Source organism: Streptomyces virginiae (genome assembly GCF_041432505.1).
GTDB classification, from domain to species: domain Bacteria; phylum Actinomycetota; class Actinomycetes; order Streptomycetales; family Streptomycetaceae; genus Streptomyces; species Streptomyces virginiae_A.
This window is the reverse complement of record NZ_CP107871.1, coordinates 4,833,649-4,858,683: the sequence shown is the minus strand read 5'-3', so window position 1 is coordinate 4,858,683 and position 25,035 is coordinate 4,833,649. Positions and strand designations below refer to the sequence as shown.

General features: G+C 74.5%; 12 protein-coding genes. 1 reads left to right on the top strand and 11 read right to left on the bottom strand.

Translation table 11 applies throughout. From position 1 onward, the window contains the following. Positions 1-3: 3 nt before the first annotated feature. Genes OG624_RS22650 through OG624_RS22600 form a run of 11 tightly spaced genes read right to left on the bottom strand, consistent with a single transcriptional unit; the run spans position 4 to position 23,532 of the window. Positions 4-2,520 (bottom strand): non-ribosomal peptide synthetase, encoded by a 2,517-nt coding sequence (locus tag OG624_RS22650; protein ID WP_371639780.1) that lies wholly within the window; start codon positions 2,518-2,520, stop codon positions 4-6. Further along, the gene (locus OG624_RS22645; protein ID WP_371639779.1) at positions 2,517-4,106 is read right to left on the bottom strand and encodes an amino acid adenylation domain-containing protein; all 1,590 of its coding nucleotides are present in this window, start codon (positions 4,104-4,106) and stop codon (positions 2,517-2,519) included. Before OG624_RS22645 ends, OG624_RS22650 begins: the two co-directional genes overlap by 4 nt. Beyond that, positions 4,103-7,267, bottom strand: a complete 3,165-nt coding sequence (locus tag OG624_RS22640; protein WP_371639778.1) for a condensation domain-containing protein — start codon at positions 7,265-7,267, stop codon at positions 4,103-4,105. The genes OG624_RS22645 and OG624_RS22640 overlap by 4 nt, the downstream gene beginning before the upstream one ends. Beyond that, positions 7,264-8,532 carry an MFS transporter gene (locus OG624_RS22635; protein ID WP_033219273.1) on the bottom strand — a complete coding sequence of 423 codons (1,269 nt, stop codon included), beginning with the start codon at positions 8,530-8,532 and terminating at the stop codon, positions 7,264-7,266. The genes OG624_RS22640 and OG624_RS22635 overlap by 4 nt, the downstream gene beginning before the upstream one ends. Continuing rightward, positions 8,525-12,622, bottom strand: coding sequence for a non-ribosomal peptide synthetase (locus tag OG624_RS22630; RefSeq protein WP_371639777.1), 4,098 nt, complete (start codon positions 12,620-12,622; stop codon positions 8,525-8,527). The genes OG624_RS22635 and OG624_RS22630 overlap by 8 nt, the downstream gene beginning before the upstream one ends. Next, positions 12,619-13,911 carry a MupA/Atu3671 family FMN-dependent luciferase-like monooxygenase gene (locus OG624_RS22625; protein ID WP_371639776.1) on the bottom strand — a complete coding sequence of 431 codons (1,293 nt, stop codon included), beginning with the start codon at positions 13,909-13,911 and terminating at the stop codon, positions 12,619-12,621. Before OG624_RS22625 ends, OG624_RS22630 begins: the two co-directional genes overlap by 4 nt. A 2-nt stretch (positions 13,912-13,913) precedes the next feature. Beyond that, positions 13,914-18,500, bottom strand: coding sequence for a type I polyketide synthase (locus tag OG624_RS22620; RefSeq protein WP_371639775.1), 4,587 nt, complete (start codon positions 18,498-18,500; stop codon positions 13,914-13,916). Beyond that, a complete protein-coding gene (locus OG624_RS22615) occupies positions 18,497-20,380 on the bottom strand; it encodes an amino acid adenylation domain-containing protein (protein ID WP_371588187.1) in 1,884 nt (627 codons plus the stop codon). Before OG624_RS22615 ends, OG624_RS22620 begins: the two co-directional genes overlap by 4 nt. Next, positions 20,370-22,004: a condensation domain-containing protein gene (locus OG624_RS22610; protein WP_371588186.1), complete on the bottom strand. Its 1,635-nt coding sequence runs from the start codon at positions 22,002-22,004 to the stop codon at positions 20,370-20,372. Before OG624_RS22610 ends, OG624_RS22615 begins: the two co-directional genes overlap by 11 nt. Positions 22,005-22,009: 5 nt before the next feature. Next, a complete protein-coding gene (locus OG624_RS22605; RefSeq protein ID WP_371593206.1) occupies positions 22,010-22,933 on the bottom strand; it encodes a thioesterase II family protein in 924 nt (307 codons plus the stop codon). Continuing rightward, positions 22,930-23,532 carry an NADPH-dependent FMN reductase gene (locus OG624_RS22600; protein ID WP_033219277.1) on the bottom strand — a complete coding sequence of 201 codons (603 nt, stop codon included), beginning with the start codon at positions 23,530-23,532 and terminating at the stop codon, positions 22,930-22,932. Before OG624_RS22600 ends, OG624_RS22605 begins: the two co-directional genes overlap by 4 nt. Positions 23,533-23,995: 463 nt before the next feature. Between OG624_RS22600 and OG624_RS22595 the strand changes: the two genes are divergently transcribed. Then, positions 23,996-25,027, top strand: a complete 1,032-nt coding sequence (locus OG624_RS22595; RefSeq protein WP_371639774.1) for an aspartate-semialdehyde dehydrogenase — start codon at positions 23,996-23,998, stop codon at positions 25,025-25,027. Positions 25,028-25,035: the final 8 nt, after the last annotated feature.

Below are 25,035 nucleotides of genomic sequence, written 5' to 3'. Positions count from 1 at the left end.
GGGTCAGCCTCCGGCCGGGAACGCGCCGGTGCGGCGGGCGACGATCAGGGCCCCCGCGAGCGACTCGACGGTCGAGTAGGTGAAGAGGGTGCGCACCGGGATCTCCAGGCCGAAGTCCTCCTGGAGCCGCAGCGCGACCCGGGTCGCGGTCAGAGAGTCGCCGCCCAGGTCGAAGAAGTCGTCCTGGGCCCCGACCTCGTCGGCGTACAGCGTCTCGGCCCACACCCGGGCCACCGCCCGCTCGGCGGGGGTGCGCGGGGCGATGAACTCGGCCTCCAGGCCGGTGCGTTCGCCGTCGGGTGCGGGCAGCGCCTTGCGGTCGGTCTTGCCGCTGGTGGTCAGCGGCATCCGGTCCAGGAAGACGTACGTACCGGGCACCATGTAGCCGGGCAGGGTGCGCCCGCACCGGTCGCGCAGCGCGCCGATGCCGGGCACCGGGCGGCCGGACACCGGGACGACGTACGCCACGAGCGTCTTCTCGCCGGGGACGTCCTCGCGGACCGCGACGGCGCAGGAGTCGACGTCCTCGTGGGCCAGCAGCGCGGCCTCGATCTCGCCGAGTTCGATGCGGAAGCCGCGCACCTTGACCTGGTGGTCGAGGCGGCCGAGGAACTCCAGGTCGCCGCCGGGCAGCCACCGCACCAGGTCGCCGGTGCGGTAGACCCGGCCGGCCGCGAACGGGTTCCGGGTGAAGCGCTCGGCGGTCAGGTCGTCGCGGCCGAGGTAGCCGCGGGCCACGCCGGCGCCGCCGATGAGCAGCTCCCCGGGTACGCCGACGGGGACCGGGCGGTCCGCGTCGTCGACGACGTACAGCTCGGTGCCGGCGGTGGGGCGGCCGATGGGGACCGTGCCGGTGGCGTCGGCGATCTCGGCGACGGAGGCGTAGACGGTGGTCTCCGTCGGGCCGTAGCCGTTGAGGACGCGGGTGCCGGCGCGCAGCATCCGTGCGGCCAGTTCGGCGGGCAGGGCCTCGCCGGCGGCGAAGATCTCCAGGGCGCGCGGCCGGTCGCCGAGGGCGTCCAGGAGCGGGCGCAGCGCGGACGGCGTGGCCTGGACGAGGGTGACGGCGTGCCGGTCGATCAGCTCGACGAGGGCCGGCGGGTTGTGGATCTGCTCCTGGTGCGCGCCGATGATCCGGCCGCCGGTGATCAGCGGCAGGAACACCTCGACGCCCGCGATGTCGAAGGTGGCCGAGGTGGTGAACAGGACCCGCTCGTTCGCCGGGGACGGGAAGGTCTCCCGCATGCCGCAGAGCAGGTTGCGGAAACCGCCCCGGGTGACGGCGACGCCCTTGGGGGTGCCGGTGGAGCCGGAGGTGTGGAGGACGTAGGCGAGGTGCCCGGGCCCGGCTGTCGCGGCCGCTTCCACGACGGGGGCGGCGGCGATCGCCGCGGCGTCGGTGTCGACCGCTACGAGGGTGCGCGGCCCCGCGCCGGCGCCGCCGGACAGTCGGCCGCGCAGCGACTCCTGGGTGACGACCACCGGGGCGGCCGTGTCCCGCAGGACGAACTCCAGGCGGTCGACCGGGTGCCGGGGATCGAGCGGCACATAGGCCGCGCCCGAGCGGAGCACGGCGAGCATCGTCACGATCAGTTCGGTCCCGCGTTCCAGGCAGACCGCGACGGGCACGTCGGGGCCGGCGCCGAGGCCGCGCAGGTGGTGGGCGAGGCGATCGGCGCGGGCGTCGAGCTCCCGGTAGGTGAGCTCCTCGGTGCCGAAGACGACCGCGACGGCGTCGGGTACGCGCCCGGCCTGCTCGGCGACCAGATCGGCCACGTCCACGGCGTCCGCGTCCTCGGGGAAGGCGGCGCGGCCGCGGCCCCAGACGTCGAGCAGCAGCTCGCGCTCGGCGGCGCCGAGCGGGTCGAGCGCCTCCAGCGCGATCCCGGGGGCCTCGGCGACGGCGGTCAGCAAGGTGAGGTAGCCGTCCATGAGCCGCTCCGCGCTCGCCGCGTCGAACAGCTCCGCGGCGAAGTCGACGCGCAGGCCGAGGCCCTCGCGTCCGGCGGTCGGATCCAGGGCCAGGGTCAGGTCGGGCGGGCAGTCGCCCTCGGCCCGGTGGGCCGGCCCGTCCGTGAACAGGGCCTGCACCACGGGGTGGTGGCCGTCGGCCGCGCGCCCGAACACGGCGGCGAGGCGGGCCACGGGCAGCGCGGCGGCCCGGCCGCGGGTCAGCGCGGCGTCGGTCCGCGCCACGAGCTCGGCGAAGGCCGGGCCCGCGGTCAGGTCGGCGCGGACGACGGCCAGGCCGCCGTCGGGGCCCGGGACGCCCACCGCGAGGTCACTGCGGCGGGTCCACCGGCCGAGCAGCACCTGGTAGGCGGCGAGCAGTACGGCGGACAGCGGGGCGCCGTACTCGGCGGCCGCCTTGTCCAGCCCCTGCGCCGTACCGGCCGGGACGGTGCGGGTGACGTGGCCCAGGGCGCCGGTGCGCGCCGAGGGGCGCGGCCGGTCGGTGGCCGGCTCCAGCGGTTCCAGACCAGCCAGTTCGGTTCGCCAGTACTCCGGCGCGTCGGTCATGACCCCTCCGTCGTGTCGAGGATCCGCGCCAGTGCCTTGCGGTCCGTCTTGCCGTTGTCGTTGAGCGGCAGCCCGCCCGGCAGGTGCGTGAGCGAGGTGGGCACCATGTGCAGCGGGAGCAGCTCGCGCAGCCAGGAGTCGAACCGCTCGGGGTCCACCTCGCGGCCCGCGTAGGCGCCGACCAGCTCGGTCTCGCCGTCCGGGCCGGGCAGGGCGAGCACCGCGGCGTCGATGACGTGCGGGTGGCGGTGCACGGCCGCCTCGACCTCGCCGAGCTCGATGCGGAAGCCGCGTACCTTGACCTGCTGGTCGAGGCGGCCCCAGTGCACGTAGAGCCCGTTCTCGCGCCGGACCCGGTCTCCGGTGCGGTACCAGTGGCGGTCGGTCAGCGCGGTGCTGCCGTCGTAGCTCACCGCGGGGCCGCCGTCGGGCTCGTACGACACGAACCGCCCGGCGTTCTCGCGCGGGTCGAGGTAGCCGCCGAAGCGCTGCGCGCCGCGCACGCACAGCTCGCCCTCGTCGGCCGCCAGGCCGTTCTCGTCCAGCAGCACCGTCTCGTTGCCCGGCAACGGGACGCCGATGGGCACGGTGCCGTTGGAGAACTCCGGCCAGTCCTCGGCCGGTCCGGACAGCGCGTGGTTGGTGCAGCACACCGTCAGCTCGGTGGGCCCGTACACGTTGTGGATGACGGCGTTCGGGGCGACCGCGCGCCACAGTTCGGCGTGCTGCGCGGTGACCGGCTCGGCGCCGAACATGCTGTGCCGCAGGTTCACGGCGCGGCCCGTCGGCAGGTTGCCGAGCCGCTGCGCCTCACGGATCACCGAGGGCACCGAGAACCAGTGGGTGAGCTCGCGCTCGACGACGAAGTCGATCGGCCGGTAGAGGTCGGCGGCGAGCGGCACCACCAGGGTGGCGCCGCCGCCCCAGGTCGCGAACAGGTCGATGACGGACGCGTCGAAGGTCAGGCCGAAGGTCTGGGTGAGCCGGGCGCCCGGCGCGATCTCGTACCGCTCGATGGTGTGCGCGAGGAACAGCGAGGTGTTCCGGTGCCGGATCGGCACGCCCTTGGGCTGGCCGGTGGAACCCGACGTGAACATCAGGTAGGCCTCGCGGTCCGGGTCGTCCGGGACCGGCGGCAGCGACCGCTCCAGTACCTCGGTCGCCGTGCCGGACGCCCGCTCGTCCTCGTCGAGACCGAGGACGGTGGGCCGGTGGCGTTCGGGCAGCCGGGTGAACAGGTCGGCGGACCGGGTGTCCACCAGGGCCACCTCGACACCGGCCCGTTGGGCGATGTCGAGATTGCGCTGCGCGGGGTAGTCGGGGTTGAGCGGGACGAGCGCCGCGCCGAGCCGCTGGATCGCCAGGTAGCCGGCGTACGCGGCGACCGAGCGGGTGGCGGCGAGCGCCACCCGGGCGGGCAGGGAGCCGTGCTTGGCGGCGATGCGGTCGGCGAGGGTGAGCGCGAGGGCGCGCAGCTCGCCGTAGGTCAGTACCTCGTCGCCGATCTCCAGGGCGGGCAGGCCGGTGTGACGCAGGGCCGATTCCTCGAACCACTGGTAGAGCGTGCGCTGTTGCCGGTCGTTCATCGCTTCCTCGGTATCGGTGTGCTGGTCTGGCGGACACGGCCGCGGGCGCGCATGGCCTCGGCGCGGGCCTGGGCCCGGCTCTGCACGCGCTCCCCGGCGGCCGACGGGGCGTCCGTGGCGGGGGCGCCGCCCAGGAAGGTGGCCATGGCCCGGACGGTGGAGTGCCGGAACAGGTCCACGACGTCGACCTCGCGGTCCAGTGCGGTACGCAGCCGGTCGCGCAGCCGGATCAGGAGCAGCGAGTTACCGCCGACGTCGAAGAAGTTCTCCGACGCGCCGACGGTGCGCCCCAGCACCTGCTCCCAGGCCTCGGCGACGGTCCGTTCGGCGTCGCTCGCCGGCCGCGCGTCGTCGGCCCCTCCGGCCGGTCGGGCGGCCTCGGCGGCGGCCGCCTCGGCGAGCAGCTTGGCGATCGCCTCCCGGTCGGGGCGCCCGCCCGGCAGCAGCGGCAGCCGGCCGGCCAGGTGCAGCCGGGCGGGCTGCAGGTGGCCGGGCAGCAGGTCCCGCAGGTGGGTACGGAGGGCTTCGACGGTCAGGTCCGCGCCCGGCCGGGCCGTCGCGGCCGCGGCGAGGGAGCCGTCCGCCGGGTCGGTGAGGACCTGCGCCCGGGCGACGCCCGGGTGGGCGAGCAGCGCGGCCTCGACGTCGAGGGCGGCCACGCGGACGCCCCGCACCAGGGCGTGGTCGGCGGCCCGGCCGGCGAAGACGATCCGCCCGTCGGGAAGCCGGCGGGCCAGGTCGCCGGTGGCGAACAGGCGGGCGCCGGGCTCGCCGCCGAACGGGTCGGGCCGGAAGCGTTCGGCGGTGCGGCCGCCCCGGTCCAGGTAGCCGCGGGTGACGGCCGGGCCGCCGATGTGCAGCTCACCGATCGCGCCGGTGGCCGCGATCGCGCCGCGCGGATCCAGGACGTACGCGGTGGCGCCGGCCGGCAGACCCAGCGGCAAGGGCCCGTGGTCCTCGCCCTCCGGGGCCCGCACCGGGCCCGCGAGCACGGGTCCGGCCGTCTCCGCGCAGCCGTACAGCTGGTGCACGTCCGTGCCCCCGGCGGCCACCACGGCCGCGAGGGTGCCCGGGAACAGCGGCTCGCCCGTGGTGAGTACGGGGACCCGCGCGCCCCCGGTGAGCAGCCCGGCCAGCTCGGCGGGGGCCGCGAGCACGGTGGCCTCGTCGGCGCCGGTGGGGACGACCGCGCGGCCGCCGCGGGTGAGCGGGCCGAACAGCTCCAGGAACGCGGCCGGCGCGTCCGGGGCCGCCAGCTGGGCGACCGCCTCGAAGACGGTGGCGGGCAGCTCGCGGTGGGCCCAGCGCAGTCGGGACACCAGGTTGCGGTGCTCGGCGACGACCGCGCGCGGCTCGCCGGTGACACCGGCCGTGCGCAACACCCAGGCGGCGCCCCGCGCGGTGACCCGTACGGTCTGCGGCGCCGGCCCGTCCTCGTCGTCGGCGATGTCCTGCGGGTCGAGCACGTCGACCCTGGTGCGGTCGAACAGCGCGCCGGAGTAGGCGTCGGCGAGGACCGTCCGCAGCCCCGCGTCGTCCACGGCGAGCCGCAGCAGGAACGCGGGCAGCTCCGGGTCGAGCGGTACGCAGGTGCCGCCCGCCCGGACCACGCCGAGTTGGGCGGCGGCCAGCGCGAAGGACTTCGGGGCGCACACCCCGACGGGGGTCTCGGGGCCGACGCCGAGCGCCTGCAGGCGCGCCGCCACCCGGTCCGCGGCGCGGTCGAGTTCGCGGTACGTCCAGGTGCGCGCCCCGGCGGCCACGGCGACCGCGTCGGGGGTGCGGGCGATCTGCTCGGCGACCAGCTCGTGCAGGGTGGCGCCGTCCTCGTAGGCGGCCGCGGGCGCCGGGGCGTCGGTGCGCAGCAGCGCGGAGACCCGGGCCGTCGGGTCGGCGCCGATCCGCTCCAGGACCAGGCGCAGCCGGTCGAGCAGCAGGCGGACGGTGGCCTCGTCGAAGAGGTCGGTGCGGAAGTCCGCGAGGGCCAGCAGGCCGTTCTCGGTCTCCACGGTGTCGATCGCCAGGTCGGTCTTCATGGTGGGCAGGCGCAGCTCGGCCGCGCCGAACCGGGAGCCGGCGGCCTCGTGGACGGGCGCGGCCGGCGCGTGCGTGTACATGACCTGGTAGAGCGGGTGGTAGCTCGGGTCGCGGGCGAGCCCGAGCCGGTCCATGACCTCGTCGACGAGCAGGTCGGGGTGGTCGAGGGCGTCCAGGAGGTCGCCTCGGACCCGGCCGATCAGGTCGGTGAACTCCGGGTCGTCGGCGAGCTCGCCGCGCAGGACGACGGGCCGGGTGAGGTAGCCGATGACGCCGGCGCTCTCGGTGGTGTCGCGGCCGGAGACGGCCATGCCGGTGAGCACGTCGGTGCCGCCGTACTGGCTGAGCACCACGTCCACGGCGGCCTTGAGCACCATGAACAGGCTGGCGCGCTTGGTGCGGGCCAGCCGGCGCAGGGGCTCCACGACCGGCTCGGGGACGACGGTGGTCACCCGGGCCCCGGTGTGCCCGGCGCGTGCCCGGCGGGGCCCGGCGAGCGGCAGTTCGAGGAGCGCGGGGGCGCCGGCCAGGCGCCGCGTCCAGTAGGCCAGCCGTTCGGGCCTGGCCTCCTCGTCCTGTGCGGTGCGCGCGGCGAGGAACTCCCCGTACCCGACGGCGGGCCGGGGCAGCGGGTCGACCCGGCCGGCCGCGAACGCCCCGTAGAGGGCGACGAGTTCGGTGGTGAACAGGTCAAGCGAGGCCCCGTCGAACACGATGTGGTGGACACCGACGAGGAGTTGGTGGCTCGTCGGGGACAGGCACAGCAGCTCGGCCCGCAGCAGCGGTCCGCCGTCCAGGTCGAACGGGGTCCGGGCGAAGGCGTCCGCGCGGGCGGCCGCCTCTTCCCGTGTCACGTCGATCGGGTCGAGGGCGCCCGGGGCGGGCGCCCCGATCCGCTGGACGGGCTCGCCGCCGGCGTCCCGCACGATCCGCACCCGCAGCGCGTCGTGCCGCCGCACGAGGGCGTCCAGGGCGCGCCGCAGGGCGTCGACGTCGAGCGATCCCTCGACGGTGATCGCGAAGGGGATGCTGAAGAACGGGTCGGCGGGCCGGAGTTGGCCCAGCGCCCACAGCCGCCGCTGGGCGGGGGTCAGGGGAAGGACGGGCAGGTCGAGCGTACTCATGCGACGGCCTCCGGTTCCGGGGCGCCCGCCCGCCCGCCGCGGCCGCCGCGCAGCCGGGGGACGAGGAGGACGAGGGCCGCGACGACCAGGACGGCGCCGGCCACGACGATGGATGCGGCGATGCCGACGAGCCCGGCGAGCAGGCCTCCGACGACCACGCCGAGGACGGTGAAGTTGACCATCAGGGCGTTGAGCAGGCCGACGCCCCGACCGCGCAGCTCCTCGGGCAGGTCGCTGAGCAGCGTGTTGGCGACCGGCACCTGGAAGAGCCCCGAGCCCAGCCCGGCCAGGACGCACCAGAGCAGGACGACGATCAGACCGAGGACGCCTTGGTCGGTGGCGTCCCACACGCTGCCCGTGGGGGCGAGCAGCAGCAGGGAGGCGCCGAAGAGCACGATCGACCCGATGAGCAGCCCCCGGTCGGAGTAGCGGCGCACCAGCGGCGGACCGGTGAGCGCGCCGATCACACAGCCCGCGCCGAAGCCGGCCTGCGCCAGCCCGTACTCGAAGGCCGGCAGCTCGAAGACGCTCAGGAGCTGGGAGTTGAGGTTGGTGGTGAACAGGCCGAGGACCAGCATCACCGGGACCATGACGATCGCCAGGAAGCGCAGCGAGGGGACGGCGAGCACACCGGAGATGCCGGTGCGCAGCGACTGCCAGTACCCCTCGCGGCCGCTGTCGGCGCCCCGCACGGGCACCTCCCGCAGGACCGCCATGCCGGCGAGCAGCACCGCCGAGACCACGAACGTCACGGCGTCGAGCACGAAGACCGTGGTGACGCTGCCGAAGGCGATGAGCAGACCGCCGAGCGCCGGGCCCACCAGGTTGAGGGTGTGGTTGGTGGACTGGAAGAGGGCGACCGCCGTGGGGATGCTGTGCCCGCGCACGATCAGCGGGATCGCGGTGATCCGGGCCGTCTCGAAGAAGGCCTTGGCGATGCCGCTGAGCAGGATGAGGACGAGCAGCAGCAGTGGGGAGTCCCGTACGACGATCATCGCGAGCACCAGGACGAAGCGGACCAGGTCCGAGCCGACCATGAGCAGCCGGGCGGGCAGCCGGTCGGCCAGCGGGCCCACGAACGCGCCGAGTACGCCGAAGGGCAGCAGCTGCGCGATGACGACCAGGGAGACGTACAGGACGGGGTCGTCGGTCTCGGTGGCCACCACGTAGATCAGGGTGATCTTGGTGATGGCGTCACCGAGGAAGGAGGCGACGACGGCCAGCCAGTACCGGATGTAGGTCCGGTCCTTCAGCAGCTCAAGCATGGTCGCCTCCGCCGTTCCCGGCAGCGCCGTTCAGTACCTGGTTGAGGACGTCGGCGACGCCCTCGATGTGGGGGTGGCGCATCATCGTGTAGTGGTTGCCGCCGACCGTGCGGACGTCGAAGTGCTGTCCGGTCAGCGCGTTCCAGGAGGTCGCGAGGTCCCACTCCTCCTCGTCGGCGCGGATCAGCGTGACCTTGCCCTTCACGGGGTCGGGCCGGAAGTTCCACACCAGGCGCAGGTTGGCGACCCACAACGCGTAGATGTCGCGGATCTGCTCCCGGCCGGCGTCCGGCGGCAGGTAGTCGCAGTCGCGGGCGATGCCGAGCAGGTAGTCGAGGTGCGCGTCCTCGTCCATGGCCTGGAGTTCGGCGAGCGGCTTGAGGCGCTGCCCGTAGTCCCACTGCAGGTTGGCGGCGATGGCCTCGACGATCTCGGCCGGGTCCGGCTCGGAACCGGCCGGCACGACGGCGGGCGCGTGCGCGTCCATCATGACCACCGACACCTCGGCGCCGCTCTTCTCCAGCTCCCCCGCGACGGCGAAGGCGTTCGCGCCGCCGTAGCACCAGCCGGCCACCGTGTACGGGCCTTCGGGCTGGGTCTCACGGATCAGCGCGGCGTACTGGGCGGCGCGGTCACCGAAACCGGTGAACGGCAGCGCGCCGTCGACGGGCGGCGGCGAGGCCAGGGCGTACAGCGGGCGCCCGGCGGGCTCGACGAGCGCCGCGAAGGGCATGTAGCAGACGACCTCGCTGCCGGCCGGGTGGGCGAAGAACACCGGAGAGCCGGTGCCGTCGCCGGAGCCGAGCTCGACCAGGTGCACCCCGGTCTCGTCCTGGTAGCCCTCGCGCAGCATCCGGGCGAACCGCTCGACGGTGGCGCCCCGGAAGATCGCCGCCATCGGGAGCTGCCGGCCGAACCGCTTCTCGATCTCCGCCATCAGGCGCAGCACGAGCAGCGAGTGACCGCCCAGGTCGAAGAACCGGTCGTGCAGGCCGATCGGCGAGACCCCGAGGACCTCCTCCCAGATGTGCGCGACCTCCAGCTCGACGGCGTCGCGCGGCGGCACGTAGCTCGCCGCGTCGCGCGGGGCGGCGGGGGCGGGCAGGGCCCGGCGGTCGATCTTCCCGCTGGTGTTCAGGGGGAAGGTCTCCAGGCGGACGATCGCGGCGGGGACCATGTAGTCGGGCAGGAAGCCGCGCAGGTGCTCGCGCAGCTCCTCGGCGCCCAGCGCCTCGTCGGCGGACTCGACGTAGCCGGTGAGCCGCTTGTCGCCGGGGCGGTCCTCGCGGACCAGGGCGACCGCGCGGCGCACCGCCGGGTGCTCCTCCAGCCGGGCCTCGATCTCGCCCAGCTCGATGCGGAAGCCGCGCAGCTTGACCTGGCCGTCGTCGCGACCGAGGAAGACGAGCGTGCCGTCCTCGCGCAGCCGCGCCTTGTCCCCGGTGAAGTAGAGGCGGGCGCCGGGGCGGCCGCCGAACGGATCGGGTACGAACCGCTCCGCGGTCAGGCCGGGCCGGCCGCGGTAGCCGCGGGCGACACCGGTGCCGCCCAGGTACAGGTCGCCGGGCATGCCGACGGGGACCGGGGCGAGCCGGTCGTCCAGGACGTACACCTGCGTGTTGTCGAGCGGTCGGCCGATGGAGATCTGCTCGGTGCCGCTGTCCAGGCGTCGGAACGTGGACCAGATCGTGGTCTCGGTGGGTCCGTACACGTTCCAGGTGCGGCCGGGCTCGCGGACCAGCTGCTCGGCCAGGGCGGGCGGCAGGGCCTCGCCGCCGACCAGGACGCGCAGCGAGCCGTCGTTGCGCCAGCCCGCCTCCACCAGCAGGTGCCAGGTGGCCGGGGTGGCCTGCATGACGGTGGCACCGGTCTCGGCGAGCAGTTCGGCGAGCCGCCGGCCGTCGACGGCCTGCTCCTTGGTGACGACGTGCGTCCGGGCCCCACTGATCAGCGGGGCGTACAGCTCCAGGCCCGCGATGTCGAAGGTGACGGGGGTGACGGCGGCGAGCGTGTCGCCGGGGGCGAGCCCGGTCTCCCGGGCCATGGCCAGCAGCAGGTTGACCAGGTTGCGGTGGGTCACCTCGACGCCCTTGGGGCGGCCGGTGGAACCGGAGGTGAAGATGACGTACGCGAGGCGGTCCTCACCGGAGGCGGGCTTCGCCGGGACGGCGGGCGCGGCGGCGATCGCCTGCGCGTCGGTGTCCAGGCGGATCCGCTCGCCGGGGCAGTCGGCGAGCGCGCCGAGCAGCCCCTCCCGGGTGAGCAGGAAGCCGGCGCCGGCGTCGCCGGTCATGTCGGCCAGGCGCTGCGCCGGGTAGGCGGCGTCGAGCGGCAGGTAGGCGCCGCCCGACATGATCACGCCGAGCAGGGCGACGACGAGGTCCACCGAGCGGTCCAGGCAGACGCCGACGACGGTCTCGGGGGCGACGCCCCGCGCCTGCAGGTGGGACGCCAGCCGGCCGGAACGGTCCAGGAGTTCGCCGTACGTCAGCCGCTCGTCGCCGCAGGAGACGGCGACCGCGTCGGGGGTGGCGGCGGCCTGGCGGCGTACCAGTTCGTCCAGGCCGAGGCCCGGCTCGCGCTCGACCTCGGTGTCGTTCCACTCGACGAGCAGGGTGTGTGCCTCGTCGGCGTCGACCAGGGACAGGTCCTCGACGGTGCTGCCGGCGTCCTCGGTCATCTGCTCCAGGAGCCGCACGACCTGACGGGCCATCCGCGCCATCGTGCTCTCGTCGAACAGGTCGGTGTTGTACTCGAACAGGCCGTGCAGGTGGTCGGCGGCGAGCTGCGGGTCGTCGAGGAACCCGAGGAACACGTCGTCCTTGGCGGTGGCGTTGTCGAGCATCAGCTCCTCGACGCGCAGCCCGGCCATCGGCGGCGGGTCCTCGTGGACGAAGTCCACCAGGATGAAGGAGGCCTGGTAGATCGGCGTCCGACTGGGGTCGCGGGGGATGTCGAGCTCGTCCAGCAGGGTGCCGAACGGGATGTCGAAGTGGTCGAAGGCGCCCAGCATGGTGGAGCGGGTCGCCTGGAGCAGCTCGCGGACCGTCATCGCGGGCGAGACCGTGGTGCGCAGCGGCAGCATCGTGAGGAAGTAGCCGATCATCGGCTCGGTCTCGGGCCTGCCGCGGGTGGACGAGGTGGTGCCGACGACCACGTCCCGTTGGCCGGTGAGCCGGTGCAGCAGCGTCTTCCAGGCGGCGAGCAGCACGATGTTGATCGTGACGTCCTCGCGCTTGGCGAGGTCGCGGATCGCCTGGGTCAGCTCCGGGGTGAGCGGGAACTGGTAGCGGGCGCCGTTGGAGGTCATGACCGGCGGGCGCGGCCGGTCGGTGGGCAGCTCCAGGACCAGTTCGGCGCCTTCGAGCTTCTTCTTCCAGTACGGCAGGTGCTTGTGCCGGACCTCCTCGCGCAGCCATCGCGGCTGCCACGCGGAGTAGTCCGCGTAGTGCACCTCGACGGGCGGGAGCTGCGGCGCGCGGCCCGTCGCGAACGCCGTGTAGAACTCGGCGAACTCGGCGTTGAAGATGCCCATCGAGCCGCGGTCCCAGACCAGGTGGTCGACGGTGCCGACGAGCACGTGCTGATCGTCGGCGACCCGCAGCACCGCGATGCGCAGCAGCGGTCCCTCGACCAGGTCGAAGGGGGCGCGCATCTCCTCGGTGGCCAGGCGCGTCAGCTCCGCCTCGCGCCGCTCCTGCGGTACGGAGCGCAGGTCGACGTGGCGGACCGGCACCTTCATGGCCGGGTGGACGACCTGGACGGGGGCGTGGCCGTCCTGCTCGAAGGTGGTGCGCATCGCCTCGTGGCGCTGCACGAAGGCGTCGGTGGCGCGCTGGAGCGCGTCCCGGTCCAGCGCGCCGTGCAGCTTCGAGGCGAAGTAGACGTTGTAGACCGGGTCTTCGGCGTCGAACTGGTGGATGAGCCAGATGCGCTCCTGGTCCACGGTGAGCGGTATCCGGTCGCCGCCCGTGCGCCGGGGGATGGGGCCGGCCGTCGCGGGCGTCCCGGCGCGCTCGCGCATCTTCTTGTCGAGGAGGGCCCGCTGGGCGGGGGTGAGGCCGGCCAGCCGGTGGGCGAGTTCGGTCACGACTGGTCTCCTTCGGCGGCGGCCTCGGCGGCCTCGACGGCCCGGTACCGGTTCTTGAGTTCGGTGAGGTGTTCCAGGCCCTTGACGACCTGGCCCGGCGCGAGGCCGAAGTCGACCAGGCAGGCCACCTCGTCCACACCGATGTCGACGAGGTCCTCGATGAGGGACTCGCACTTGTCGGGCGTGCCGAGGAGCGCGAGCGTGTCGAAGTACCGCTCGAAGGTGGCGTTCAGCATCACGTCGCGCTCGGCCTCGGAGAGCTTGGAGTACTCGCTGCCGAAGCTGTCCTGCTGCGCGAGGAAGGTCTTGAGGTAGCCGGTCAGCGGCTCCCGCACGATCTCCCGGGCGCTCTCGTCGTCGGAGTCCAGGAACGTGTGCACCATCGCGGTGACCTTGGCGCGGGACGGGTCGTGCCCGGCCCCGACGAGCGCCTCGCGGTAGGCGGCGATCTTGTCCTTGAGGTCGGCGGGCCGCTGGGCGACGAGACCGGTCAGCAGGTAGGCGCCGGCCTCACCGGCCTTGACGAACGTCTCGGGGCTGCCCTGCGCGGACACCCACACCGGGAGTTCGGGCTGGATCGGGCGCGGCAGGGTGCGTACCGACTGGAGCGAGCCGTCGGCGCGCGGCAGTTCGACGCTCTCCCCGGCCCACAGCCGCCGGATCGTCTCGATCGCCTCGAACATCTCCTCCTTGCGGCGCGGGTAGCGCTGCTGCCCGTCGCCGGGGGCCAGGAGGAAGTCGTCGGGGTGCCAGCCGGAGGCGGCGGAGATCGCGGCCCGGCCGCCGGACAGGTTGTCGACGACCGCCCATTCCTCGGCGACGCGCACCGGGTGGTGCAGCGGCAGCACGCAGCTGCCCGCCCGGATCTGGATCGACTGCGTCTGCACGGCGATGGCCGCGGCCAGGACCGACGGGTTGGGGTAGAGCCCGCCGAAGTCCACGAAGTGCCGCTCGGGCACCCAGATCCCGGCGAAGCCGTTGGCGTCGGCGATCCGGGCGCTCTCCATGAGCAGGTCGTACTTGCCCGGACCGGCTGCGGTGCCGTCGCCGGAGAAGAAGAACAGGCTGAACTCCATGGTGCTGTCGGGGCGCCGGGTGCGACGCGGCGCGGCGGCCTGCCGGGCGCCGGCCTTCTCCCCCGCGTCCACGGCGGCGGGCGCCTTGAGGCCGCGCTCGCGCATCGCGCGCAGCAGGACCTCGCGCTGGTCCGGGCTCAGCGAGGCGAGCCGCTCCTGGAGCATGCGGGCCTGCGCCGCCTCGGCGGCGTCGGTCGTCTTCTCGTCAGCCATGGTCAGCTGTCACCCTTCAGCTTGTGCTCGGCCTCGGCGGCGGAGAGGGCTTCGACCTCGCGCAGCATCGCCTCGAACTCGTCCAGACCGATGGACTCGGCCTGGTGGGCGCGGATCGCCGCCGCGAGCCCCGGTACGGTCGGCGCCTCGAAGACGGCGCTCATCGGGAAGTCGCCGTGGGCCTGGCGCAGCCGGCCCACGATCTGGATGGCGAACAGCGAGTTCCCGCCCAGGTCGTAGAAGTCGTCGTCCGGGCCGATGGGGGAGGCGCCGAGCGTCTCCTGCCACACTCGGGCCACCGACCGGGCCAGTTCGTCGTCCGGCCACACCGTGGCGGGGTCCCAGTCACTGTCCTCGCTCCGGCCGCCGCCGAGCGCGTTCGTGAAGGAGGCCGCGGTCATGCCCTGCTGGTCGGCCAGGACGTCCTGGAAGTCGGCCCGGGACACGACCAGCTGGGGCAGGCCCGCGAAGAGCGCGGCGCGGGCCAGGGCGAGGCCCTCGGCGACGGGGATGCCCTGGCTCAGGCGCAGCCGCTCGTACAGCTCGCGCACCTCGGGCAGTCCGGCCATCTGCAGCTCGAACCAGTCGTCCCACGCCCACTGCGACCAGTCGAGGGTGACGGTGTTGCGTCCCAGGGCGGAGCCCGCCGCGGCGAAGGCGTCCAAGAAGGCGGCGGCCGCGCAGTTGTCGGCCTGACCGAAGCCGCCGACGATGCCGGTGGTGGCCGAGGCCGACAGGAAGAAGGCCGGCTCGTCGTCGGCGAGCAGCTCTTCGAGCAGGAGCGTGGAGCGTATCCGCGCCCCCAGTACGGTCTCGAAGTCGTCCCGCGACTTGAGCGCGACGAGTCCGGTGCCGCGGGCGTCCGCGCAGTGCAGGACGCCGTCGAAGCCGCCCAGCACGGAGCGGGCCTCCTCGACGAGCTGCAGGGCCTGCTCCGGGTCGGCCAGGTCGGCGCTCCGGTAGGTGACGGCGCCCGGGCGGGCGGCGCTCAGCGCGGCGATCCGCTCGGCGCGGGTGCGCTCGGCCCCCGCGGGCAGCGCGGCCCACTCGCTCTCGGCCGGGAACCGCGGGTCCCCGACGAGCACCAGGCGGGCGCCCGCCGCGGCCAGCTCCTCGGCGAAGCTCAGCCCGGCCTCGCCGGACACGCCGGTGATCAGGTAGCCGGCGTCGGCCCGCCAGGCCCGCTCGACGGGTACGGCGACCGGCTCGACCGGGGCGAAGGCGCGGGTCAGCCGCTGGGCGCCCCGGTAGGCGACGAGGTGCTCGGTGCCGGGACCGGCCAGTTCGGCGGTGAGCTGCCGGGTGAGGCGGGTCCGCGCGGCCGGGTCCGCCGGCGGCAGCACGTCGACGCTCCGGCACGTCAGCCAGGTGTACTCCTGCGGCAGGACGGTGACCGCCCCGTACACGGCGGCCCGCTCGGGGCGGGTGACGTCCGCGCCGTGCGCGTCCTGCAGCCGGTCGGTGAGGACGTCGACGCGCACCGGGGTGTCGGTGCCGCTCTCGCCGAGGGCCTGGGCCAGCGCGACCAGGCTGTGGAAGCCGGTGGCCACGCCGTCGGCGTAGCGGTCCGCGGCCGTGGACGGGGCCGAGCCTTCCGGGCCGGTGACGGCCCAGGCGTGCACGATCCGGTCCGGGACCGTCCCGTCCTGGCGCAGCTCGCGCAGGACGCGGCCCAGGTGCTCGGCGTCCGCCGGGTCGGCGTCGAAGCCGCGCTCGGAGGTGCGGGCGTAGCCGGCCGCCTTGCGCACGGTGGTGACGCTGTCGCCGCGCTCGCGCAGGGCGGCGGCCAGGTCGTCGGTCAGTCCGCGCTCGTCGGCCAGCACCAGCCAGGTCGCCGGTCCGGTCGGCTCCGCGGCGGCAGCCAGCGGAGCGCGGTGCCAGACCGGCGCGTACGTCCAGCGCGCGCTGTCGCTGCGGACGTTCGTGGCCCGTGTCGGCTTGGGGAGCAGGTGGCCACGACCCTGGAAGGAGTAGGCGGGCAGCGGTACCCGGCGGCGTCCGGCGCCCTCGTGCAGGGCGCTCCAGTCGACGCCGACGCCGTGGCGCCACAGCTCGGCCAGGCCCTCGCGGACCGCGCGGTGCTCGGCGGGCGCCTCGGCGCCGGCGCGCGGCTTGCGCAGCAGGGTGACGACGGGGCCCGGCTCCGGGTGGGTCCTGACGAGCCCGCCGAGCTGGCTGCCGGGACCGGCCTCGACGAACACGGCGGGGCCGCGCTGGGCGAGGGCGGCGACGCCGTCGGAGAAGCGCACGGGCCGGCGGGTGTGGGCGACCCAGTACGCCGGGTCGGTGGCCTGCTCGTCGGTGATCCAGGTGCCGGTGACGTTGGACAGGAAGGGGATCCTCGGCGCGTTCAGCGTGACCGAGCGCAGCACCTCCTCCAGGCCGGGCAGGGCGGGCTCGACCAGCGCGGTGTGGAAGGCGTGCGAGGTCTCCAGCTCACGTACGGAGACGCCCTGGGCCTCCAGGACCCGGCGGGCCTCGGCGACCTCCTCGGGCGTGCCGGCGACCACGCAGGAGCCGGGTGCGTTGACCGCGGCGATCGTCGCGCGGCCGTCCAGGGCACCGGTGAGCGCCTCCTCGTCGAGGAGCACCGACAGCATCCGGCCGGGCGCGAGGTCCTGCATCAGCTGGGCGCGGCGGGCGACCACGCGCAGGATGTCCTCCAGGCCGAACACCCCGGCCAGGCAGGCCGATACGTACTCGCCCAGGCTGTGGCCGGTCATCGCGGACGGCTCGACGCCCCAGGAGAGCAGGAGCTGTGCGGTGGCGTAGTCGACGCAGAAGACGGTGGGCTGGGTGTAGAGGGTCTGCCGCAGCCGCTCGCGGGTCTCCTCGCCGTCGGCGGCGAAGGCCACCTCCCGTACGTCCCAGCCGAGGTGGGGCAGCAGGAGCTCGGCGCAACGGTCGAGGGCCGCGCGGAAGACGGGCTCGGTGCGGTACAGGTCCGCGCCCATGCCCGGGTACTGGGCACCCTGGCCGGGGAAGAGGAACACCACCTCGGGCGTCCCCTCGCCCTGCCCGGCGGCCGCGGCGGGCCGGTCCTGGCGCAGCGCGACGGCGGCGGCCTCCCGGCCGTCGGCCACCACGGCGCGGCGGTAGGGGAGTTCGACGCGGCCCGACTGCAGGGTGTGGGCGGCGTCGGCGAGGGCCGGGCCGCTCCCGGTGAGCGCGTCCGCGAGGCGCTCGGCGGCGGCGTCGAGGGCTTCGGGGGTACGGGCCGACAGGGGCAGGATCTGCCAGTCGCCGGCCGTGTCGGGTTCCGTGGCGACGGCGGGGGCCGCCTCCAGGACCACGTGCGCGTTGGTGCCGCCGATGCCGAAGGCGCTCACCCCGGCGCGCGGCGGGGTCGCGGTCCGCGGCCAGGGGATGCCTTCGCCGGTGACCACGAAGGGGCCCTTGTCGAGGGAGAGGCGCGGGTTGGGGGCGCGGAAGTGCGCGGTCGGCGGGATGAAGCGGTGCTCCAGGGCGAGCGCGGCCTTGATCAGACCGGCCACGCCGGCGGCGGCGTCGAGGTGGCCGATGTTGGACTTCACCGAGCCCAGGTGGACGGAGCCGACGGCCGCGTCGGGACCGAACGCCTCCGTGAGCGCCTGCACCTCGATGGGGTCGCCGAGCGGGGTGGCGGTGCCGTGCGCCTCGACGTACTGGACGGTGCCGGGCGGGGTGCCCGCGACGGCCAGCGCCTCGGCGATGACCTCGGCCTGGCCGTGCGGGGACGGCGCGGTGAAGCCGATCTTGGCGGCGCCGTCGTTGTTGACGGCCGAGCCGCGGATGACGGCGTGGATGTGGTCGCCGTCGGCGACCGCGTCCTCCAGGCGCTTGAGGACGACCAGGGCGACGCCGTCGCCGGAGACCGTGCCGGAGGCGTCCGCGTCGAACGGGCGGCAGTGACCGTCCGTCGAGAGGATCGCGCCCTCCTCGTAGCGGTAGCCGCGCGGCTCGAACTCGCGCACCGCGACGCCGCCCGCGAGGGCCATGTCGGACTCGCGGGCGAGCAGCGACTGCACGGCCAGGTGCACGCCCACCAGCGAGGAGGAGCAGGCGCTCTGCACGGTGAAGCTGGGGCCGGTCAGGCCGAGCTTGTAGGAGACGCGCAGGGCGAGCATGCCGGGGTCGTTGCCGATCGCGACCTGGATCTCGTCGGAGATCCGGCCGTCGGTGCCGGCGTCGGCGATCCGCTCGCGCAGGTAACCGCTGCCCGACGTGCCGGCGAAGACGCCGGTGCGGCCCTCGAAGGAGCCCGCCGGGTAGCCGGCCCGCTCCAGGGCCTGCCAGGCGGTCTCCAGCAGCAACCGGTGCTGCGGGTCCATCAGTTCGGCCTCGGAGCGGGTCACACCGAAGAACTCGGCGTCGAACCGGTCGAACCCGTCGACGGGGAAGCCCGACTTCACGTAGGCCGGGTCGGTCAGCAGCCGCTCGGGCACGCCCGCCTCGGCGAGCTGCTCGTCGGAGTAGTCGGTGCGGCCCTCCTCGCCCGCCGCCACCATGCGCCACAGGGCGTCGACATCGCCGGCACCGGGGAAGCGGCCGCTCATCCCGATGATGGCCACGGACTGCTCGGGCAGCGGCAGATCCGCTTCGTACGTCATGCGTTCTCCCCGTGCGGGTTGTTGGTGGACTGTGCGGCGAGCAGCTCTTCCAGGGCCGCCGCGAGTTCCCGGACCGTGGGCAGGTCGAAGAAGATCCGCAGCGTCATGGCGACGCCGAACTGCTCCTTCGAACGGGCCACGACCTGGGTCGCGAGCATCGAGTGCCCGCCGAGGTCGAAGAAGTCGTCGTCGAGGCCGACGCGGTCGACCGAGAGCACGTCGGCCCAGATCTCCGCGAGAGCCTTCTCGACCGGGGTGCCGGCGGCCTCGAAGGCGCCGCCCAGGTCGGGGCGTACGGCCTCGGGCGCGGGCAGGGCCCGCCGGTCGACCTTGCCGTTGAGGGTCAGCGGCAGACGGTCCAGCGCGACGAAGACGTTCGGCAGCATGTACGCGGGCAGGGTGCGCCCCAGGTGCTCACGCAACTCGGTGGTGCTGTCGGCGCGTTCCGCCCCGCCGGGCACCCAGTACGCGACCAGGCGGGGCTCGCCGACCGAGTCCTCGTCGACGATCACCACGCAGTCCCGGACGTCCGGGTGGCGGGTCAGGGCGTTCTCGATCTCGCCGAGCTCGATGCGGTACCCGCGGACCTTGACCTGGTGGTCGAGCCGGCCGAGGTACTCGTGATCGCCGTCCGCACCCCGTCGGGCACTGTCGCCGGAGCGGTAGCGGCGGGCACCGGGCACGGTCGCGTCCGGGTCGGGCAGGAAGCGCTCGGCGGTCAGGGAGGGCCGGCCCAGATAGCCGCGGGCCACGCCGGAGCCGCCGACGAACAGCTCGCCGGCCTCGCCGTCGGCGGCCCGGGCGCGCCCGGCGTCCTGCGCCCCCTCGACGGGCGCGACCTGCATCGTCCAGCCCTCGAAGGCGCCGCCGATCATGGAACCGGCTCCGGCGTCGAGGTCGGCCGAGGTCATCCGACGGTAGGTGGAGTGCACCGTGGTCTCGGTGATCCCGTACATGTTGACGAGCTCGGGCCGGTCCTCACCGTGCCGGGCGATCCACGGTCGCAGCATCTCGGGCGGCAGCGCCTCCCCCGCGAAGACCACCAGGCGCAGCGCGTCGAGGTCGGCCGGTCCGGCGCCGGGCGGCTGCTCCTCCTCGTGGCGGACCAGCTGCCGGAAGGCGGCCGGGGTCTGATTGAGGACGGTCACCCGCTCGCGGTGCAGCAGCGCGTGGAACTCCTGCGGGGAGCGCCGGGTCTCCTCCGGTACGACGACGAGCCGCCCTCCGTGCAGCAGCGCGCCCCACATCTCCCACACCGACACGTCGAAGGCGGCGGAGGCGAACATGGACCAGACGTCGTCGGGACCGAAACCGAAGTGGCCGCGGGTGCCGGTGAGCAGGCTCGTCACGTTGCGGTGCTCGATCATGACGCCCTTGGGGGTGCCGGTCGAGCCGCTGGTGTAGATGACGTACGCGAGGCTCGCCGGGCCGGTGCCCGGGTCCTCGGGAGCCGTGTCCGGGCAGGCGCTCAGGTCGGTGCCGCCGGGACCGGTCAGGACGGTGTGCGCGGCGGGCAGGCCGCGCCCGTCCCGGTCGGTGACCAGGACGGTGGCGCCGGCGTCGGCGAGGGTGAAGGCGATCCGCTCGTCCGGGCTCGCCGGGTCGAGCGGGACGTACGCGCCGCCCGCCTTGAGCACCGCGAGCAGCGCCGTCACCAGGGCGGCGGTGCGCTCCACGCAGACGGCGACCGGCACCTCGGGGCCGACGCCGAGGGAGCGCAGGTGGTGGGCGAGGCAATTGGCGGAGCGGTCGAGCTCGCGGTAGGTCAGCCGGCCGTCGATGCCGGTCACGGCGATCGCGTCACCCCGTACCGAGGCCTGTCGCGCGAACCAGGCGTCGATGGTGTCCGTTCCCGGGGTGGCCAGTGGGTCAGCGGTCACGGTGCGTGTTCCTCTCGGTGCCGGACTGCCCGAAGCGGACGGCCGGGAGATCCAGCACGGGCCCGTCCGGGAAGGTGATTGCGTCGTGCAGCGTCTGCTCGTAGGCGGCCAGCAGCGCGGTCGCGGTCTCGGGCTCGAAGAGGTCGGTGTCGTATTCGAGGGTCAGCGCGACACCCGCACCGCTCTCCTGCGCGTACAGGCTGAGGTCGTACTTGGCGGTGTCCTGCGGGCCCGTGAGGTCGAGGGAGCAGTGCTCCAACCCGGCGAAGACCGGGTCGGACCGCTCCTTGAGGAAGCTGAACATCACCCGGAACACCGGCAGGAAGTCCCGGCCGCGCCGGGACACCAGGGCCTCGACCAGCTTGTCGAAGGGCAGTTCCTGCTGCGCGGACGCGTCGAGCAGCGCGGTGCGGGTCCGGGCGAACAGCCCCCGGAAGGCCGGATCCCCGCCGAGACCGACGCGGACCGGAACCATGTTGATGAAGCAGCCGATCAGCTCCTGGAGCTCGGGCCGGGTGCGGCCCGCGACCGGGATGCCGACGGTGACGTCCTCGGTCCCGGACCAGCCGGCGAGCAGCGCCTGGAACCCGGCGAGCAGCGTCATGGTGAGGGTTCCGCGCTCGGCCCGGCCGAACTCCCGCAGAAGGGCGGTGAGTTCCGGTCCGAGGTCGCGGGTGGCGACCGCGCCGCGGAAGGACCGGTGGCGGGGCCGGGGGTGGTCGGTCGGTACGGCGAGGGCCTTCGGGTCGTCGCCGAGCACGGCCCGCCAGTGGGCGGTCAGGGCATCCAGGGTGTCGCCTTGGAGCCGCTCGCGCTGCCGGCCGGCGTAGTCGGCGTACTGCAGCACCGGTGCGCCGCCCGCGCCCGGGTCGCCGTACAGCTCCCCCAGCTCCCGGAAGAAGATCTCGACGGACCAGCCGTCGATGGCGATGTGGTGGAACGTGACCACCAGGTGGTGGTCGTCCGATGCGAGCCGCAGCAGGTGGGCCCGCAGCGGCAGGTCGGCGGCGAGGTCGAAGACGTACGCGCCCACCTCGGCGGCGACGCGCGCCGCCTCGCCGGCGGGCCGCGCCTCGGAGGTCAGGTCGGTGTACGGGAGCGCGAACTCCCCCGGTGCGGCGACGGCCTGGTGGGGCACCCCGGACGATGCCCGGTAGGTCGTGCGCAGCACCTCGTGCCGGGCGACGAGCGCCGTCAGCGCCCGGCCGAGCCGGTCGCGGTCGAGGGCACCCCGCAGCCGCAGCACCGTCGGCACGTTGTAGAGCGTGGTCTCGGGGTCGATCTGCTGCATGAACCAGAGCCGCTGCTGGGCGAAGGACAGTGCGGGCCGCTCCGGCCGCGCCCCGGCCCGCGGACCCGCCGCCCCGGCCGCCGCCGGAGCGGTTGCCGCCTTCCCGGCCGCCATGGCCCCGCGCACCAGACGGGCCATGCCCTCCAGGGTGCCCGCGTCGAGCAGCCCCGCGGGCTCGACGCGGGTGCCGAGCTCCTCGTCGATGCGGTCGGCGAGGGTGCGCACGGCCTCCGGCCGCCCGCCGAGGGCCTGCCAGTGCGAGCCGAGCGTCACGTCGGTGGCGTCGAGGATCTCGGCCCACATCTGGGCGAGCTCCTCCTCCACGAATCCCATGACCGTCATATGAGTTGTGTCCCGGAGTGAGAGTGACGCACGGCGTCCTGGAGCAGTTCGAGGAATTTCGGCGGATTGCCGCTGAAGTAGAAGTGGTCGCCCTCGAAGACGTGCACGTCGGCGTCGGCCGTCGTGTGGGCGCCCCAGGCGCCGGCCTCGGCGAGCGGCACGTCGTGGTCGCCGTCGGCGACGAACACGGTGACCGGGCAGCCGACCACGGCGCCCGCGTCGACCCGGTACTCCGCCAGGGCGCGCAGGTCGCCGCGGATGGCCGGAAGCACCAGCTGCATCAGTTCCGGGTGCCGGCCCACCCCGTCGCGCGTGCCCCCGAGACCCATGATCCGGGCGAGCACGGCCTCGTCAGGCTCGGGCTCGGGCTCGGTCGTGCCCTGGGATGCGTGCGCACCGGCGGTCAGCCGGTCCGTCCGCACCGAGGGCGCCGGACTGGCCGAGGCGACGAGGAGATGGGGAGCGGTGCCCCCCGCCGCCTCCAGCCGCCGGGCCACCTCGAAGCCGATGAGCCCGCCCATGCTGTGCCCGAAGAAGGCCGGACGCCGCGGCAGTCGGGTGCGCAGCGCCTGGTACACGCCGTCCGCCAGCGCCGCGACCGATGCCGCGGGCTCCTCGAAGAGCCGGTTCTCGCGGCCCGGGTACTGGACGACCAGCATCTCGATGTCCGCGTCGAGCGCGGCCGACAGGTCGAAGTAGTAGCTGGCCGACCCGCCCGCGTGCGGGAAGCAGACCAGGGTGTACCGGGCCGCCGGCTTCGGGTGGAAGCAGCGGATCCAGCTGCTGGGGGCGACACCGGCCGCCAGGACGCGGACCGGCGCCGTCGTGGCGGGGCCGCCGTCGCGGCCGTGGTCGCGGTCACGGTCACGGTCGGCACAGTGGTCGCCGTCGGGACAGTGGCTCTCGTCGGCGCCGCTCATCGGGCGGGCACCGTCTCGGACCGCAGCGCCCGGTGGGCCCGGCGCGCCTGGGCGAACTCGACGACCTGGCCGGCCATCGCGGTCAACTGCTGCTGGATGTGCGGGTCGGAGCACGCGCCGTCCGAATCGAACCCGGCCGTCGCGCTGTTGATCGCCACCCCCAGCGGGGTGGTCCAACCGCGCAGGGCGTGCACGATGTCCCGGAGCGCGGCGAGCGTGGTCACCGCGCCCTGCCAGCCCATCCCGACGGACAGGCAGCCGACGGCCCGGTCCGAGAGGTAGGGCCGGGGGTCGCCGCGCAGCTCCTCGGTGTGGTCCAGGGCGTTCTTCAGGAGCCCGGACACCGTGCCGTGGTACGCGGGGCTCGCCAGCACCACCCCGTCCGCCGAGGCCACCTCGTCGAGGAGCCGGCGCGCCTGGGGCGGGCAGGCCGCCACGCGCGGGTCGTACAGCGGCATGACCAGATCGGCGCCGCTGACGAGAGTGACCTGCGCGCCCAGCCGGGCGGCCTCCGCGAGCACCACCCGCAGCCCCAGCTCCGCGGTGGAGCCAGGTCGGGAGGACCCCCCGATTCCGACGACCTTCACGGCCTGCTGCATGAACTCCCCGTTTCGTGTTCCGGTCCGGAACCCCGGCCGCCCGTCCTCTCGGCACGCCGGCTTCCCCGGTGGTCGATCTCCCCGGTCGATCAGGACCGGCCACAGCCTTCGGCACGTCAACTTGCAGGTCAACGCCCGCCGTCCGGGGAGATCCGATGGCCTCGTTCGGACATTCCGATGCCGCTCGCGGTAACGCCGGGGCCCGTCGGCGGCCTCGCCCGCACCGGGTACCCGGGCCCACCGCGACCGATCGTCCCCGTTGATGGGAGCCATCGGAGATACCCGTCGGCCCGCCCTTTGCCGGACCCCTCGGATGCGCGGATCATGGGAACGGCGCCGATCGCGCACATCGCCCCATGCCTCACTTCCGGCCCGTACTCGAACAGGGTCATGTCCCGGAACCGACGGCCCGCACGGCCGCCGGCCGTCCGTGTCCCCTGCCCACCGCGGATCCGAGAAGCCCATGCCCCAGGTCGACGACCCCGCCGCACCCCGCATCGCCGTCGTCGGAGCGACCGGCGCGGTGGGCGGCACCCTGCTCGAACTCATCGAGGACCGCGCCCTGCCGTACCGGCGCCTGCATCTGGTGGCCTCCGCCCGCTCGGCCGGTCGCACGATCCGCGTCGACGGCCGCGACCACCGCGTCACCGAGGTACCCCGGTTCGCGTTCGACACGGTCGACGTCGCCCTGTTCTGCGCCGGCGAGCAGGTCAGCAGGGAGTGGGTCCCGGTCGCCGTCGCCCACGGCGCCCTGGCCGTCGACAGCACCGCCGCCTTCCGGATGACCCCGGGCACCCCCCTGGTCGTCCCGCAGCTCGACGCGGCCGAGTTGGGCCGTCGTCCGGTGGGCGGGGTGATCGCGATGCCCGGCGCCGCCACGGTGCCCGTGGTGCGGGTGCTGCGGGACGTGGAGCGCCGCTGGGGCATCCGCCAGGTCGTCGTCAGTACGTACCAGGGCGCCTCGGGAGCCGGGCACGGCGGTATCGAGGAGCTCCAGGACGGCTCGCGCACGGTGCTGCAGGATCCGCAGGCCACCGTGCCCTCGACGCAGTTCTCGCCCCCGCTGGCCTTCAACGTGCTGCCCGGTATCGGCGAGGTCCTGGCGGACGGCTCGACGCGCCAGGAGCGGGAGATGGCCGACGAGGTCCGTAAGGTCCTGGGGCTGCCCGGCATCGAGGTCACGGCGACCTGCGTGCGGGTCCCGATGGTCAGCGGGCAGGGCGCGGCGGTGTGGACGCAGTGCCGTTCCGCGGTGGACCGCGCCGAACTGGTGGCGCTGCTACGGGCGTTGCCCGAGGTCGTGGTCCACGACCCCGGCGGTCCGACCCCGGCGGCGCTGGACGACCCGGACCGGCTCCACGTGGGGCGGATCCGGGTCTCGACCACCGCCCCCGACGGCTTCTGGGTGTGGCTGGCCACCGACAACCTCCGGGTGGGGGGCGCGCTGGACGCCGTACGGATCGTGGAGGAACTGCTGGCTCGGGGCGCGTTGTGAGCACGGCC

Excerpts from the sequence above, each read along its gene's own strand:
- OG624_RS22650 (WP_371639780.1), bottom strand. The coding sequence starts at position 2,520 with ATGACCGACGCGCCGGAGTACTGGCGAACCGAACTGGCTGGTCTGGAA.
- OG624_RS22645 (WP_371639779.1), bottom strand. The coding sequence starts at position 4,106 with ATGAACGACCGGCAACAGCGCACGCTCTACCAGTGGTTCGAGGAATCG.
- OG624_RS22640 (WP_371639778.1), bottom strand. The coding sequence starts at position 7,267 with ATGAGTACGCTCGACCTGCCCGTCCTTCCCCTGACCCCCGCCCAGCGG.
- OG624_RS22635 (WP_033219273.1), bottom strand. The coding sequence starts at position 8,532 with ATGCTTGAGCTGCTGAAGGACCGGACCTACATCCGGTACTGGCTGGCC.
- OG624_RS22625 (WP_371639776.1), bottom strand. The coding sequence starts at position 13,911 with ATGGCTGACGAGAAGACGACCGACGCCGCCGAGGCGGCGCAGGCCCGC.
- OG624_RS22620 (WP_371639775.1), bottom strand. The coding sequence starts at position 18,500 with ATGACGTACGAAGCGGATCTGCCGCTGCCCGAGCAGTCCGTGGCCATC.
- OG624_RS22610 (WP_371588186.1), bottom strand. The coding sequence starts at position 22,004 with ATGGGATTCGTGGAGGAGGAGCTCGCCCAGATGTGGGCCGAGATCCTC.
- OG624_RS22605 (WP_371593206.1), bottom strand. The coding sequence starts at position 22,933 with ATGAGCGGCGCCGACGAGAGCCACTGTCCCGACGGCGACCACTGTGCC.
- OG624_RS22600 (WP_033219277.1), bottom strand. The coding sequence starts at position 23,532 with ATGCAGCAGGCCGTGAAGGTCGTCGGAATCGGGGGGTCCTCCCGACCT.
- OG624_RS22595 (WP_371639774.1), top strand. The coding sequence starts at position 23,996 with ATGCCCCAGGTCGACGACCCCGCCGCACCCCGCATCGCCGTCGTCGGA.